Source organism: Enterobacter cloacae complex sp. IR5418, from assembly GCF_049238105.1.
Classification (GTDB): Bacteria; Pseudomonadota; Gammaproteobacteria; order Enterobacterales; family Enterobacteriaceae; genus Enterobacter; species Enterobacter hormaechei.
Window position 1 is genome coordinate 1 of the sequence record NZ_JBMKHS010000041.1, and the last position, 11,109, is coordinate 11,109.

An 11,109-nucleotide genomic window follows, 5' to 3' on the forward strand; every position below is an offset into this window, starting at 1 on the left:
ACTGACGTGACCGGTACCATCGAACTGCCAGAAGGCGTAGAGATGGTAATGCCAGGCGATAACATCAAGATGGTTGTGACGCTGATCCACCCAATCGCGATGGACGACGGTCTGCGTTTCGCAATCCGTGAAGGCGGCCGTACCGTTGGCGCGGGCGTTGTTGCTAAAGTTCTGGGCTAATTAATTATCCCTGAAATAAAAAGGACGCTTCGGCGTCCTTTTTTGTTTTCTGCCGTTGGGGCGTTGTCATAAAAATTCGCATTTTTTGTCTTCTCCCGCCACGTATTCCAGCGGCTGTGCTATTGTAATCATAACCATTCTCACTTACACTTTGCGCATATTTTGAACGGGAGTCTTTATGTACGTTTGTTTATGTAATGGTGTAAGCGACAAAAAAATTCGTCAGGCCGTTCGCCAGTTTCAGCCACAATCTTTCCAGCAGCTTCGCAAGTTTGTTCCGGTGGGAAATCAATGCGGTAAATGCGTTCGTGCAGCGCGTGAGATCATGCAGGACGAACTGATGCAGATCCCGGAATTCAAAGAGATCGCGTAAGCCTCTATCTTTTTTTTGACATCCCCGTAGCCCGATCTACGCTTCAATGAGTGGAAGCGGAGGGACTATATAATGAAAGGTGATGTTAAAATCATAAGTTATCTCAATAAATTATTGGGAAATGAGCTTGTCGCAATCAATCAGTATTTTCTCCATGCAAGAATGTTCAAAAACTGGGGACTGACTCGCCTCAACGATGTTGAATACCATGAGTCCATTGATGAAATGAAACACGCCGATAAATATATTGAGCGTATTTTATTCCTTGAAGGCATCCCTAACCTACAGGATCTTGGAAAACTGGGCATCGGAGAAGATGTCGAAGAGATGCTGCGTTCTGATCTCCGACTGGAGCTTGAGGGCGCAAAAGACCTGCGTGAAGCCATTGCCTATGCGGACAGCGTACATGATTACGTCAGCCGCGATATGATGATCCAGATCCTGGCCGATGAAGAAGGGCACATCGACTGGCTTGAGACCGAACTGGATCTCATTAGCAAAATTGGCCTACAGAACTACCTTCAGTCTCAAATCAAAGTGGAAAGTTAATCAGGCTTTCCCAGCCAACGCATAAACCCGCTGCTGCCAGAAATGGCCCAAAAGGCAGTGGGTTTTTTAATGCCCGTCTATCAGGGGTGAACAACGAGAGAGCAGTCAGATACAGCAGAGCCATCAGCGCGGCCACTAGTGCCAGTAATGGCAGTACACACCAGCCGTGCCATGCCCCCAGCGCCGCCAGATATTTTATGTCGCCATATCCCATCCCTTCACGTCGGCAGATGAGCCGATATCCCCAATAGATAACGGCGAATCCGGCGTATCCTGCCATCGCACCCACTACCGCGCTCGGCAAAAAATCAGGATGGAGGCAAAGCTGGTAGAGCAGGCCCGTCCATAACAGCGGGCAAAGAAATTTATCGGGAAGAAGCCCCGTGCGAATATCGGTGCGGACAAGCAAGGCTGATAACGCAAAATAGATCAGCAGAAAGGGGAGGGACATTAACATAGAGAGCGCCTCAACAGGATTTGAGCGCATACTCGTCGTAATCTATCTCTCCGGCAATATGCAAAAACAGCCATTGCGTAGCGGCTTCAGACAAAGAGTTGAGAAGGGATACTTTGCATCAAAAATTGCGAGGCCTTACGCAGAGTATGTCTTTGGCGCTTAATTTCTAAACGGCACTTGCGTCTTTCCCAGATTTACGTATAATGCGCGGGCTTGTCGTAATTGACGGCGGGTTCAATCTGAACCAGAGTAGCTCACTTTGTTACTCAACAATGCTCCCAATTGGGGAGCTACGTAAGAACGGTTACACTCTCCCATCAATCGTAATGGGTTTGAGGAGTAATCATTTTCGTTTATAAAATAATTGGAGCTCTGGTCTCATGCAGAACCAAAGAATCCGTATCCGCCTTAAAGCGTTTGATCATCGTCTGATCGATCAATCAACCGCGGAAATCGTCGAGACTGCTAAGCGCACTGGTGCGCAAGTCCGTGGTCCGATCCCGCTGCCGACCCGCAAAGAGCGCTTTACCGTTCTGATCTCTCCGCACGTTAACAAAGATGCGCGTGATCAGTACGAAATCCGCACTCACAAGCGTCTGGTTGACATCGTTGAGCCAACTGAGAAAACCGTTGATGCTCTGATGCGTCTGGATCTGGCTGCCGGTGTAGACGTGCAGATCAGCCTGGGTTAATCAGGTCATCGAGCGATTGAGAGGTTGAAACAATGATTGGTTTAGTCGGTAAAAAAGTGGGTATGACCCGCATCTTCACTGAAGATGGCGTTTCTATCCCAGTAACCGTAATCGAAGTTGAAGCAAACCGCGTTACTCAGGTTAAAGATCTGGCTAACGATGGCTACCGCGCTATTCAGGTTACCACTGGTGCTAAAAAAGCTAACCGTGTAACCAAACCAGAAGCGGGTCACTTCGCTAAAGCTGGCGTTGAAGCTGGCCGTGGTCTGTGGGAATTCCGTCTTGCTGAAGGCGAAGAGTTCACCGTAGGTCAGGACATTAGCGTTGAGCTGTTTGCTGACGTTAAAAAAGTTGACGTAACCGGTACCTCTAAAGGTAAAGGTTTTGCTGGTACCGTTAAGCGCTGGAACTTCCGTACCCAGGACGCTACTCACGGTAACTCCTTGTCTCACCGCGTTCCGGGTTCTATCGGTCAGAACCAGACTCCGGGCAAAGTGTTCAAAGGCAAGAAAATGGCAGGTCAGCTGGGCAACGAACGTGTAACCGTTCAGAGCCTGGACGTAGTACGTGTTGACGCTGAGCGCAACCTGCTGCTGGTTAAAGGTGCGGTCCCGGGTGCAACCGGTAGCGACCTGATCGTTAAACCAGCTGTGAAGGCGTAAGGGGATAGCAATGGAATTAGTATTGAAAGACGCGCAGAGCGCGCTGACTGTTTCCGAAACTACCTTCGGTCGTGATTTCAACGAAGCGCTGGTTCACCAGGTTGTTGTTGCTTATGCAGCTGGTGCTCGTCAGGGTACTCGTGCTCAGAAGACTCGTGCTGAAGTAACTGGTTCAGGCAAAAAGCCATGGCGCCAGAAAGGTACCGGCCGTGCGCGTTCAGGTTCTATCAAGAGCCCGATCTGGCGTTCAGGTGGCGTGACCTTCGCTGCGCGTCCACAGGACCACAGTCAAAAAGTTAACAAAAAGATGTACCGCGGCGCGCTGAAAAGCATCCTGTCCGAACTGGTACGTCAGGATCGTCTGATCGTTGTCGAGAAGTTCTCTGTAGAAGCGCCTAAAACTAAGCTGCTGGCACAGAAACTGAAAGACATGGCTCTGGAAGATGTGCTGATCATCACCGGTGAGCTGGACGAGAACCTGTTCCTGGCCGCGCGTAACCTGCACAAGGTTGACGTACGCGACGCGACTGGTATCGACCCGGTTAGCCTGATCGCCTTCGACAAAGTCGTAATGACTGCTGATGCTGTTAAGCAAGTTGAGGAGATGCTGGCATGATTCGTGAAGAACGTCTGCTGAAGGTGCTGCGCGCACCGCACGTTTCTGAAAAAGCGTCTACTGCGATGGAAAAAACCAACACCATCGTTCTCAAAGTTGCTAAAGACGCGACCAAAGCAGAGATCAAAGCTGCTGTGCAGAAACTGTTTGAAGTCGAAGTCGAAGTCGTTAACACCCTGGTAGTTAAAGGGAAAGTTAAACGTCACGGACAGCGTATCGGTCGTCGTAGCGACTGGAAAAAAGCTTACGTCACCCTTAAAGAAGGCCAGAACCTGGACTTCGTTGGCGGCGCTGAGTAAGTCGGAGGAGTAATACAATGGCAGTTGTTAAATGTAAACCGACATCTCCGGGTCGTCGCCACGTAGTTAAAGTGGTTAACCCTGAGCTGCACAAGGGCAAACCTTTTGCTCCGTTGCTGGAAAAAAACAGCAAATCCGGTGGTCGTAACAACAATGGCCGTATCACCACTCGTCACATCGGTGGTGGCCACAAGCAGGCTTATCGTATTGTTGACTTCAAACGCAACAAAGACGGTATCCCAGCAGTTGTTGAGCGTCTTGAGTACGATCCGAACCGTTCCGCGAACATCGCGCTGGTTCTGTACAAAGATGGCGAACGCCGTTACATCCTGGCCCCTAAAGGCCTGAAAGCTGGCGACCAGATTCAGTCTGGCGTTGATGCTGCAATCAAAGCAGGCAACACCCTGCCGATGCGCAATATCCCGGTTGGTTCTACCGTTCATAACGTAGAAATGAAACCAGGTAAAGGCGGTCAGCTGGCGCGTTCCGCGGGTACTTACGTTCAGATCGTTGCGCGTGACGGTGCTTATGTCACCCTGCGTCTGCGTTCTGGTGAAATGCGTAAAGTCGAAGCAGACTGCCGCGCTACTCTGGGCGAAGTTGGCAATGCTGAGCATATGCTGCGCGTTCTGGGTAAAGCTGGTGCTGCACGCTGGCGTGGTGTTCGTCCTACCGTTCGCGGTACTGCGATGAACCCAGTCGACCACCCACATGGTGGTGGTGAAGGTCGTAACTTTGGTAAGCACCCGGTAACTCCGTGGGGCGTTCAGACCAAAGGTAAGAAGACCCGCAGCAACAAGCGTACTGATAAATTTATCGTACGTCGCCGTAGCAAATAATTTTAGAGGATAAGCCATGCCACGTTCTCTCAAGAAAGGTCCTTTTATTGACCTGCACTTGCTGAAGAAGGTAGAGAAAGCGGTGGAAAGCGGAGACAAGAAGCCCCTGCGCACTTGGTCCCGTCGTTCAACGATCTTTCCTAACATGATCGGTTTGACCATCGCTGTCCATAATGGTCGTCAGCACGTTCCAGTCTTTGTTACCGACGAAATGGTTGGTCACAAACTGGGTGAATTCGCACCGACTCGTACTTATCGCGGCCACGCTGCTGATAAAAAAGCGAAGAAGAAATAAGGTAGGAGGAAGAGATGGAAACTTTAGCTCAACATCGCCATGCTCGTTCTTCTGCACAGAAGGTTCGCCTTGTTGCTGACCTGATTCGCGGTAAGAAAGTGTCGCAGGCCCTGGACATCCTGACCTATACCAACAAGAAAGCTGCGGTATTGGTCAAGAAAGTACTGGAATCTGCCATTGCTAACGCTGAACACAACGATGGCGCTGACATCGACGATCTGAAAGTCGCGAAAATTTTCGTAGATGAAGGCCCAAGCATGAAGCGCATTATGCCGCGTGCGAAAGGTCGTGCAGATCGCATCCTGAAGCGCACCAGCCACATTACTGTGGTTGTGTCCGATCGCTGAGACTCTGGAGACTAGCAATGGGTCAGAAAGTACATCCTAATGGTATTCGCCTGGGTATTGTAAAACCATGGAACTCTACCTGGTTTGCGAACACCAAAGAATTCGCTGACAACCTGGACAGCGATTTTAAAGTACGTCAGTACCTGACTAAGGAACTGGCTAAAGCGTCTGTATCTCGTATCGTTATCGAGCGTCCAGCGAAGAGCATCCGTGTGACTATTCACACTGCTCGTCCTGGCATCGTTATCGGTAAGAAAGGCGAAGACGTAGAAAAACTGCGCAAGGTCGTAGCGGATATCGCTGGCGTTCCTGCACAGATCAATATCGCTGAAGTTCGTAAGCCTGAACTGGACGCTAAATTGGTTGCTGACAGCATCACTTCTCAGCTGGAACGTCGTGTTATGTTCCGTCGTGCTATGAAGCGTGCTGTACAGAACGCAATGCGTCTGGGCGCTAAAGGTATCAAAGTTGAAGTTAGCGGCCGTCTGGGCGGCGCGGAAATCGCACGTACCGAATGGTACCGCGAAGGTCGCGTACCGCTGCACACTCTGCGTGCTGACATCGACTACAACACCTCTGAAGCGCACACCACTTACGGTGTAATCGGCGTTAAGGTATGGATCTTCAAAGGTGAGATCCTGGGTGGTATGGCTGCTGTTGAACAACCGGAAAAACCGGCTGCTCAACCTAAAAAGCAGCAGCGTAAAGGCCGTAAATAAGGAGCGTCGCTGATGTTACAACCAAAGCGTACAAAATTCCGTAAAGTGCACAAAGGCCGCAACCGTGGTCTGGCGCAGGGTACGGATGTTAGCTTCGGCACTTTCGGTCTGAAAGCTGTTGGCCGTGGTCGTCTGACTGCACGTCAGATCGAAGCAGCACGTCGTGCAATGACCCGTGCAGTTAAGCGTCAAGGTAAGATCTGGATCCGTGTATTCCCGGACAAACCGATCACCGAGAAGCCACTGGAAGTTCGTATGGGTAAAGGTAAAGGTAACGTGGAGTACTGGGTTGCCTTGATCCAACCGGGCAAAGTCCTTTATGAAATGGACGGTGTTCCGGAAGAGCTGGCCCGTGAAGCCTTCGGCCTGGCAGCAGCGAAACTGCCTATCAAAACCACCTTTGTAACTAAGACGGTGATGTAATGAAAGCAAAAGAGCTGCGTGAAAAAAGCGTTGAAGAGCTGAACGCTGAGCTGCTGAACCTGCTGCGTGAGCAGTTCAACCTGCGTATGCAGGCTGCAAGTGGCCAGCTGCAACAGACTCACCTGCTGAAGCAAGTGCGTCGCAATGTTGCGCGCGTTAAGACTTTACTGACTCAGAAGGCGGGTGCGTAATGACCGATAAAATCCGTACTCTGCAAGGTCGTGTTGTTAGCGATAAAATGGAGAAATCCATTGTTGTAGCTATCGAACGTTTTGTGAAACACCCGATCTACGGTAAATTCATCAAGCGTACGACCAAACTGCACGTACATGACGAGAACAACGAATGTGGTATCGGCGACAAGGTTGAAATCCGTGAATGCCGTCCACTGTCCAAGACTAAGTCCTGGACGCTGGTTCGCGTTGTAGAGAAAGCGGTTCTGTAATAGAGTACGCATTCTCAATACGAATAAACGGCTCAGCGATGAGCCGTTTATTTTTTCTACCCATATTGCAGAAGCGGTGTTATAATGCCGCGCCCTCGATATGGGGCTTTTTAACGGCTCTGATTTTAGAGTCTCAGGTAGTAGTTGACATTAGCGGAGCACTAAAATGATCCAAGAACAGACTATGCTGAACGTCGCCGACAACTCCGGTGCACGTCGCGTAATGTGTATCAAGGTTCTGGGTGGCTCGCACCGTCGCTACGCAGGCGTAGGCGACATCATCAAGATCACCATCAAGGAAGCAATTCCACGTGGTAAGGTCAAAAAAGGTGATGTGCTGAAGGCGGTAGTGGTGCGCACCAAGAAGGGTGTTCGTCGCCCTGACGGTTCTGTCATTCGCTTCGATGGTAATGCATGCGTTATTTTAAACAATAACAGCGAGCAGCCTATCGGCACGCGTATCTTTGGGCCGGTAACTCGTGAACTTCGTACTGAGAAGTTCATGAAAATTATCTCTCTGGCACCAGAAGTACTCTAAGGAGCGAATCATGGCAGCGAAAATCCGTCGTGATGACGAAGTTATCGTGTTAACCGGTAAAGATAAAGGTAAACGCGGTAAAGTAAAAAATGTTCTGTCTTCCGGCAAACTCGTCGTTGAAGGTATCAACCTGGTTAAGAAACATCAGAAGCCGGTTCCGGCCCTGAACCAACCAGGCGGCATCGTTGAAAAAGAAGCTGCTATTCAGGTTTCTAACGTTGCAATCTTCAATGCGGCTACCGGTAAGGCTGACCGTGTAGGCTTTAGATTCGAAGACGGTAAAAAAGTCCGTTTCTTCAAGTCTAACAGCGAAACTATCAAGTAATTTGGAGTAGTACGATGGCGAAACTGCATGATTACTACAAAGACGAAGTAGTTAACAAACTCATGACTGAGTTTAACTACAATTCTGTCATGCAAGTCCCTCGGGTCGAGAAGATCACCCTGAACATGGGTGTTGGTGAAGCGATCGCTGACAAGAAACTGCTGGATAACGCAGCAGCTGACCTGACAGCAATCTCCGGTCAAAAACCGCTGATCACCAAAGCACGCAAATCTGTTGCAGGCTTCAAAATCCGTCAGGGCTATCCGATCGGCTGTAAAGTAACTCTGCGTGGCGAACGCATGTGGGAGTTCCTTGAGCGCCTGATCACTATTGCTGTTCCACGTATCCGTGACTTCCGTGGCTTGTCCGCTAAGTCTTTCGACGGTCGTGGTAACTACAGCATGGGTGTCCGTGAGCAGATCATCTTCCCAGAAATCGACTACGATAAAGTCGACCGCGTGCGTGGTTTGGATATTACCATTACCACTACTGCGAAATCTGACGAAGAAGGCCGTGCTCTGCTGGCTGCCTTTGACTTCCCGTTCCGCAAGTAAGGTAGGGTTACTGAATGGCTAAGCAATCAATGAAAGCACGCGAAGTAAAGCGCGTAGCTTTAGCTGATAAATTCTTCGCTAAACGCGCTGAACTGAAAGCGATCATTTCTGATGTGAACGCTTCCGACGAAGATCGTTGGAATGCGGTTCTCAAGCTGCAGTCTCTGCCGCGTGATTCCAGCCCGTCTCGTCAGCGTAACCGCTGTCGTCAAACAGGTCGTCCACATGGTTATGTGGGCAAGTTTGGGTTGAGCCGTATCAAACTGCGTGAAGCCGCCATGCGCGGTGAAGTACCAGGCTTGAAAAAGGCTAGCTGGTAATTACCAATTGAATCACGGGAGTAAAGACAGATGAGCATGCAAGATCCGATCGCGGATATGCTGACCCGTATCCGTAACGGTCAGGCCGCGAACAAAGTTGCGGTCACCATGCCTTCCGCCAAGCTGAAAGTGGCAATTGCCAACGTGCTGAAGGAAGAAGGTTTTATCGAAGATTTTAAAGTTGAAGGCGACACCAAGCCGGAACTGGAACTTACTCTCAAGTATTTCCAGGGTAAAGCTGTTGTAGAAAGCATTCAGCGTGTCAGCCGCCCAGGTCTGCGCATCTATAAGAAAAAAGATGAGCTGCCAAAAGTAATGGCTGGTCTTGGTATCGCAGTTGTTTCTACCTCTAAAGGTGTTATGACTGATCGTGCAGCGCGCCAGGCTGGTCTTGGTGGCGAAATTATCTGCTACGTAGCCTAATCGGAGGAAAGAATGTCTCGTGTTGCTAAAGCACCGGTCGTTATTCCTGCCGGCGTTGATGTAAAAATCGACGGTCAGGTTATTACGATCAAAGGTAAAAACGGCGAGCTGACTCGTACCCTCAACAAAGCTGTTGAAGTTAAACATGCAGATAACGCTCTGACCTTCGGTCCACGTGATGGTTTCGTGGATGGATGGGCTCAGGCTGGTACCGCGCGTGCCCTGCTGAACTCAATGGTTGTTGGTGTTACCGAAGGCTTCACTAAAAAGCTTCAGCTGGTTGGTGTAGGTTATCGTGCAGCTATCAAAGGGAATGCAGTAGGCCTGTCTCTGGGCTTCTCACACCCTGTTGAGCATCCGCTGCCGGCCGGTATCACTGCAGAATGTCCGACTCAAACTGAAATCGTGCTGAAAGGCGCTGATAAACAGCTGATCGGTCAGGTTGCAGCAGATCTGCGCGCCTACCGTCGTCCTGAGCCTTACAAAGGCAAGGGTGTTCGTTACGCCGACGAAGTCGTGCGTACCAAAGAGGCTAAGAAGAAGTAAGGTAACACTATGGATAAGAAATCTGCTCGTATCCGTCGTGCGACCCGCGCACGCCGCAAGCTCAAAGAGCTGGGTGCAACTCGCCTGGTGGTACATCGTACCCCGCGTCATATTTACGCACAGGTAATTGCACCGAACGGTTCTGAAGTTCTGGTAGCTGCTTCTACTGTAGAAAAAGCTATCTCAGAACAATTGAAGTATACCGGTAACAAAGACGCCGCAGCAGCTGTAGGTAAAGCTGTCGCAGAACGCGCTCTGGAAAAAGGCATCAGCAATGTTTCCTTTGACCGTTCCGGGTTCCAATATCATGGTCGTGTCCAGGCACTGGCAGATGCTGCCCGTGAAGCTGGCCTTCAGTTCTAAGGTAGAGGTGTAAGATGGCTCACATCGAAAAACAGGCTGGCGAACTGCAGGAAAAGCTGATCGCGGTAAACCGCGTATCTAAAACCGTTAAAGGTGGTCGTATTTTCTCCTTCACAGCTCTGACTGTAGTGGGTGATGGTAACGGTCGCGTTGGTTTTGGTTACGGTAAAGCGCGTGAAGTTCCAGCAGCGATCCAGAAAGCGATGGAAAAAGCCCGTCGCAATATGATTAACGTCGCGCTGAACAACGGTACCCTGCAACACCCAGTTAAAGGTGTTCACACGGGTTCTCGTGTATTCATGCAGCCAGCTTCCGAAGGTACCGGTATCATCGCCGGTGGTGCAATGCGCGCCGTTCTGGAAGTTGCTGGAGTTCATAACGTTCTGGCTAAAGCATATGGTTCCACCAACCCGATCAACGTGGTTCGTGCAACTATTGATGGCCTGGAAAATATGAATTCTCCAGAAATGGTCGCTGCCAAGCGTGGTAAATCCGTTGAAGAAATTCTGGGGTAATTGACCATGGCAAAGACTATTAAAATCACTCAAACCCGCAGTGCAATCGGTCGTCTGCCGAAACACAAGGCAACGCTGCTTGGCCTGGGTCTGCGTCGTATTGGTCATACCGTTGAGCGCGAGGATACTCCTGCTGTTCGTGGTATGGTCAACGCGGTTTACTTCATGGTTAAAGTTGAGGAGTAAGAGATGCGTTTAAATACTCTGTCTCCGGCCGAAGGCTCTAAAAAGGCGGGTAAACGCCTGGGTCGTGGTATCGGTTCTGGCCTCGGCAAAACCGGTGGTCGTGGTCACAAAGGTCAGAACTCTCGTTCTGGCGGTGGCGTACGTCGCGGTTTCGAGGGTGGCCAGATGCCACTGTACCGTCGTCTGCCGAAGTTCGGCTTCACCTCTCGCAAAGCAGCGATCACAGCGGAAATCCGTCTGTCTGACTTGGCGAAAGTTGAAGGCGGCGTTGTAGACCTGAACACGCTGAAAGCGGCTAACATTATCGGTATCCAGATCGAGTTCGCGAAAGTGATCCTGGCTGGTGAAGTTTCTACTCCGATAACTGTTCGTGGCCTGCGTGTTACTAAAGGTGCTCGTGCTGCTATCGAAGCTGCTGGCGGTAAAATTGAGGAATAAGTAGC

Annotated in this window: 24 protein-coding genes and 1 pseudogene; 24 read left to right on the top strand and 1 reads right to left on the bottom strand. The window is 50.3% G+C overall.

Annotated features, from left to right (window positions below):
* The 3 genes and pseudogenes from tuf to bfr form a co-directional block, all read left to right on the top strand.
* Nucleotides 1–180: pseudogene (gene tuf, locus ACOTX7_RS20945) on the top strand (elongation factor Tu); the annotation flags it as partial.
* A gap of 178 nt (nucleotides 181–358) precedes the next feature.
* Nucleotides 359–553 carry a bacterioferritin-associated ferredoxin gene (gene bfd, locus ACOTX7_RS20950; RefSeq protein ID WP_003863268.1) on the top strand — a complete coding sequence of 65 codons (195 nt, stop codon included), beginning with the start codon at nucleotides 359–361 and terminating at the stop codon, nucleotides 551–553.
* A gap of 72 nt (nucleotides 554–625) precedes the next feature.
* Complete coding sequence (bfr, locus tag ACOTX7_RS20955) at nucleotides 626–1,102, top strand: bacterioferritin (RefSeq protein WP_003863270.1); 477 nt, start codon at nucleotides 626–628, stop codon at nucleotides 1,100–1,102.
* Here bfr and ACOTX7_RS20960 read toward each other — a convergent pair.
* Nucleotides 1,086–1,559 carry a prepilin peptidase gene (locus tag ACOTX7_RS20960; RefSeq protein ID WP_214592433.1) on the bottom strand — a complete coding sequence of 158 codons (474 nt, stop codon included), beginning with the start codon at nucleotides 1,557–1,559 and terminating at the stop codon, nucleotides 1,086–1,088. The two genes, bfr and ACOTX7_RS20960, sit on opposite strands and share 17 nt — an antisense overlap.
* A 380-nt stretch (nucleotides 1,560–1,939) precedes the next feature.
* Between ACOTX7_RS20960 and rpsJ the strand changes: the two genes are divergently transcribed.
* The 21 genes from rpsJ (at nucleotide 1,940) to rplO (ending at nucleotide 11,104) form a co-directional block, all read left to right on the top strand.
* Entirely contained in the window at nucleotides 1,940–2,251 is a 312-nt protein-coding gene (gene rpsJ, locus ACOTX7_RS20965; RefSeq protein WP_001181005.1) for a 30S ribosomal protein S10, read from the top strand.
* A gap of 32 nt (nucleotides 2,252–2,283) precedes the next feature.
* Nucleotides 2,284–2,913, top strand: a complete 630-nt coding sequence (rplC, locus tag ACOTX7_RS20970; protein WP_003863274.1) for a 50S ribosomal protein L3 — start codon at nucleotides 2,284–2,286, stop codon at nucleotides 2,911–2,913.
* Between the two features lie 10 nt (nucleotides 2,914–2,923).
* The gene (rplD, locus tag ACOTX7_RS20975; protein ID WP_000424395.1) at nucleotides 2,924–3,529 is read left to right on the top strand and encodes a 50S ribosomal protein L4; all 606 of its coding nucleotides are present in this window, start codon (nucleotides 2,924–2,926) and stop codon (nucleotides 3,527–3,529) included.
* Nucleotides 3,526–3,828 carry a 50S ribosomal protein L23 gene (gene rplW / locus ACOTX7_RS20980; protein WP_000617546.1) on the top strand — a complete coding sequence of 101 codons (303 nt, stop codon included), beginning with the start codon at nucleotides 3,526–3,528 and terminating at the stop codon, nucleotides 3,826–3,828. The genes rplD and rplW overlap by 4 nt, the downstream gene beginning before the upstream one ends.
* A gap of 17 nt (nucleotides 3,829–3,845) precedes the next feature.
* Nucleotides 3,846–4,667 carry a 50S ribosomal protein L2 gene (gene rplB, locus ACOTX7_RS20985; RefSeq protein WP_000301859.1) on the top strand — a complete coding sequence of 274 codons (822 nt, stop codon included), beginning with the start codon at nucleotides 3,846–3,848 and terminating at the stop codon, nucleotides 4,665–4,667.
* Between the two features lie 16 nt (nucleotides 4,668–4,683).
* On the top strand, nucleotides 4,684–4,962 hold the full coding sequence (gene rpsS, locus ACOTX7_RS20990; protein ID WP_001138117.1) for a 30S ribosomal protein S19: 279 nt from the start codon (nucleotides 4,684–4,686) through the stop codon (nucleotides 4,960–4,962).
* A gap of 14 nt (nucleotides 4,963–4,976) precedes the next feature.
* Nucleotides 4,977–5,309, top strand: a complete 333-nt coding sequence (rplV, locus tag ACOTX7_RS20995) for a 50S ribosomal protein L22 (protein WP_002919773.1) — start codon at nucleotides 4,977–4,979, stop codon at nucleotides 5,307–5,309.
* A 17-nt stretch (nucleotides 5,310–5,326) separates the two neighbouring features.
* Nucleotides 5,327–6,028 carry a 30S ribosomal protein S3 gene (rpsC, locus tag ACOTX7_RS21000; RefSeq protein WP_000529945.1) on the top strand — a complete coding sequence of 234 codons (702 nt, stop codon included), beginning with the start codon at nucleotides 5,327–5,329 and terminating at the stop codon, nucleotides 6,026–6,028.
* A 12-nt stretch (nucleotides 6,029–6,040) separates the two neighbouring features.
* Entirely contained in the window at nucleotides 6,041–6,451 is a 411-nt protein-coding gene (gene rplP / locus ACOTX7_RS21005) for a 50S ribosomal protein L16 (protein WP_002919759.1), read from the top strand.
* Nucleotides 6,451–6,642: a 50S ribosomal protein L29 gene (gene rpmC / locus ACOTX7_RS21010; protein WP_003863282.1), complete on the top strand. Its 192-nt coding sequence runs from the start codon at nucleotides 6,451–6,453 to the stop codon at nucleotides 6,640–6,642. Before rplP ends, rpmC begins: the two co-directional genes overlap by 1 nt.
* Nucleotides 6,642–6,896: a 30S ribosomal protein S17 gene (rpsQ, locus tag ACOTX7_RS21015; protein ID WP_002438707.1), complete on the top strand. Its 255-nt coding sequence runs from the start codon at nucleotides 6,642–6,644 to the stop codon at nucleotides 6,894–6,896. The genes rpmC and rpsQ overlap by 1 nt, the downstream gene beginning before the upstream one ends.
* A gap of 166 nt (nucleotides 6,897–7,062) precedes the next feature.
* Nucleotides 7,063–7,434 (top strand): 50S ribosomal protein L14, encoded by a 372-nt coding sequence (gene rplN, locus ACOTX7_RS21020; protein ID WP_002919748.1) that lies wholly within the window; start codon nucleotides 7,063–7,065, stop codon nucleotides 7,432–7,434.
* Nucleotides 7,435–7,444: 10 nt separating this feature from the next.
* Complete coding sequence (gene rplX / locus ACOTX7_RS21025) at nucleotides 7,445–7,759, top strand: 50S ribosomal protein L24 (protein ID WP_003863287.1); 315 nt, start codon at nucleotides 7,445–7,447, stop codon at nucleotides 7,757–7,759.
* A gap of 14 nt (nucleotides 7,760–7,773) precedes the next feature.
* Nucleotides 7,774–8,313: a 50S ribosomal protein L5 gene (gene rplE / locus ACOTX7_RS21030; protein ID WP_003863290.1), complete on the top strand. Its 540-nt coding sequence runs from the start codon at nucleotides 7,774–7,776 to the stop codon at nucleotides 8,311–8,313.
* Between the two features lie 14 nt (nucleotides 8,314–8,327).
* Nucleotides 8,328–8,633: a 30S ribosomal protein S14 gene (gene rpsN, locus ACOTX7_RS21035; protein ID WP_003863291.1), complete on the top strand. Its 306-nt coding sequence runs from the start codon at nucleotides 8,328–8,330 to the stop codon at nucleotides 8,631–8,633.
* Between the two features lie 30 nt (nucleotides 8,634–8,663).
* Nucleotides 8,664–9,056 carry a 30S ribosomal protein S8 gene (gene rpsH / locus ACOTX7_RS21040; protein ID WP_006178918.1) on the top strand — a complete coding sequence of 131 codons (393 nt, stop codon included), beginning with the start codon at nucleotides 8,664–8,666 and terminating at the stop codon, nucleotides 9,054–9,056.
* Nucleotides 9,057–9,068: 12 nt separating this feature from the next.
* A complete protein-coding gene (gene rplF, locus ACOTX7_RS21045; protein WP_003863296.1) occupies nucleotides 9,069–9,602 on the top strand; it encodes a 50S ribosomal protein L6 in 534 nt (177 codons plus the stop codon).
* Between the two features lie 9 nt (nucleotides 9,603–9,611).
* Nucleotides 9,612–9,965 carry a 50S ribosomal protein L18 gene (gene rplR, locus ACOTX7_RS21050; protein WP_003863297.1) on the top strand — a complete coding sequence of 118 codons (354 nt, stop codon included), beginning with the start codon at nucleotides 9,612–9,614 and terminating at the stop codon, nucleotides 9,963–9,965.
* Nucleotides 9,966–9,979: 14 nt separating this feature from the next.
* Nucleotides 9,980–10,480: a 30S ribosomal protein S5 gene (rpsE, locus tag ACOTX7_RS21055; protein WP_003863299.1), complete on the top strand. Its 501-nt coding sequence runs from the start codon at nucleotides 9,980–9,982 to the stop codon at nucleotides 10,478–10,480.
* A 6-nt stretch (nucleotides 10,481–10,486) separates the two neighbouring features.
* On the top strand, nucleotides 10,487–10,666 hold the full coding sequence (rpmD, locus tag ACOTX7_RS21060) for a 50S ribosomal protein L30 (protein WP_003863301.1): 180 nt from the start codon (nucleotides 10,487–10,489) through the stop codon (nucleotides 10,664–10,666).
* Nucleotides 10,667–10,669: 3 nt separating this feature from the next.
* Nucleotides 10,670–11,104 (top strand): 50S ribosomal protein L15, encoded by a 435-nt coding sequence (gene rplO, locus ACOTX7_RS21065; protein WP_049023216.1) that lies wholly within the window; start codon nucleotides 10,670–10,672, stop codon nucleotides 11,102–11,104.
* The last annotated feature ends 5 nt before the right edge of the window (nucleotides 11,105–11,109 follow it).

What these genes read in the sequence shown, in the direction of transcription:
- rplC (WP_003863274.1), top strand. Translation starts at nt 2,284, where the DNA reads ATGATTGGTTTAGTCGGTAAAAAAGTGGGTATGACCCGCATCTTCACT.
- rplF (WP_003863296.1), top strand. Translation starts at nt 9,069, where the DNA reads ATGTCTCGTGTTGCTAAAGCACCGGTCGTTATTCCTGCCGGCGTTGAT.
- rplX (WP_003863287.1), top strand. Translation starts at nt 7,445, where the DNA reads ATGGCAGCGAAAATCCGTCGTGATGACGAAGTTATCGTGTTAACCGGT.
- rpsQ (WP_002438707.1), top strand. Translation starts at nt 6,642, where the DNA reads ATGACCGATAAAATCCGTACTCTGCAAGGTCGTGTTGTTAGCGATAAA.
- rplP (WP_002919759.1), top strand. Translation starts at nt 6,041, where the DNA reads ATGTTACAACCAAAGCGTACAAAATTCCGTAAAGTGCACAAAGGCCGC.
- ACOTX7_RS20960 (WP_214592433.1), bottom strand. Translation starts at nt 1,559, where the DNA reads ATGTTAATGTCCCTCCCCTTTCTGCTGATCTATTTTGCGTTATCAGCC.
- bfr (WP_003863270.1), top strand. Translation starts at nt 626, where the DNA reads ATGAAAGGTGATGTTAAAATCATAAGTTATCTCAATAAATTATTGGGA.
- rplN (WP_002919748.1), top strand. Translation starts at nt 7,063, where the DNA reads ATGATCCAAGAACAGACTATGCTGAACGTCGCCGACAACTCCGGTGCA.
- rplB (WP_000301859.1), top strand. Translation starts at nt 3,846, where the DNA reads ATGGCAGTTGTTAAATGTAAACCGACATCTCCGGGTCGTCGCCACGTA.
- rplE (WP_003863290.1), top strand. Translation starts at nt 7,774, where the DNA reads ATGGCGAAACTGCATGATTACTACAAAGACGAAGTAGTTAACAAACTC.
- rpsH (WP_006178918.1), top strand. Translation starts at nt 8,664, where the DNA reads ATGAGCATGCAAGATCCGATCGCGGATATGCTGACCCGTATCCGTAAC.
- rplR (WP_003863297.1), top strand. Translation starts at nt 9,612, where the DNA reads ATGGATAAGAAATCTGCTCGTATCCGTCGTGCGACCCGCGCACGCCGC.
- rpsN (WP_003863291.1), top strand. Translation starts at nt 8,328, where the DNA reads ATGGCTAAGCAATCAATGAAAGCACGCGAAGTAAAGCGCGTAGCTTTA.
- rplV (WP_002919773.1), top strand. Translation starts at nt 4,977, where the DNA reads ATGGAAACTTTAGCTCAACATCGCCATGCTCGTTCTTCTGCACAGAAG.
- rplD (WP_000424395.1), top strand. Translation starts at nt 2,924, where the DNA reads ATGGAATTAGTATTGAAAGACGCGCAGAGCGCGCTGACTGTTTCCGAA.
- rplW (WP_000617546.1), top strand. Translation starts at nt 3,526, where the DNA reads ATGATTCGTGAAGAACGTCTGCTGAAGGTGCTGCGCGCACCGCACGTT.
- rpmD (WP_003863301.1), top strand. Translation starts at nt 10,487, where the DNA reads ATGGCAAAGACTATTAAAATCACTCAAACCCGCAGTGCAATCGGTCGT.
- rplO (WP_049023216.1), top strand. Translation starts at nt 10,670, where the DNA reads ATGCGTTTAAATACTCTGTCTCCGGCCGAAGGCTCTAAAAAGGCGGGT.
- rpsE (WP_003863299.1), top strand. Translation starts at nt 9,980, where the DNA reads ATGGCTCACATCGAAAAACAGGCTGGCGAACTGCAGGAAAAGCTGATC.
- rpsC (WP_000529945.1), top strand. Translation starts at nt 5,327, where the DNA reads ATGGGTCAGAAAGTACATCCTAATGGTATTCGCCTGGGTATTGTAAAA.
- rpsJ (WP_001181005.1), top strand. Translation starts at nt 1,940, where the DNA reads ATGCAGAACCAAAGAATCCGTATCCGCCTTAAAGCGTTTGATCATCGT.
- rpmC (WP_003863282.1), top strand. Translation starts at nt 6,451, where the DNA reads ATGAAAGCAAAAGAGCTGCGTGAAAAAAGCGTTGAAGAGCTGAACGCT.
- rpsS (WP_001138117.1), top strand. Translation starts at nt 4,684, where the DNA reads ATGCCACGTTCTCTCAAGAAAGGTCCTTTTATTGACCTGCACTTGCTG.
- bfd (WP_003863268.1), top strand. Translation starts at nt 359, where the DNA reads ATGTACGTTTGTTTATGTAATGGTGTAAGCGACAAAAAAATTCGTCAG.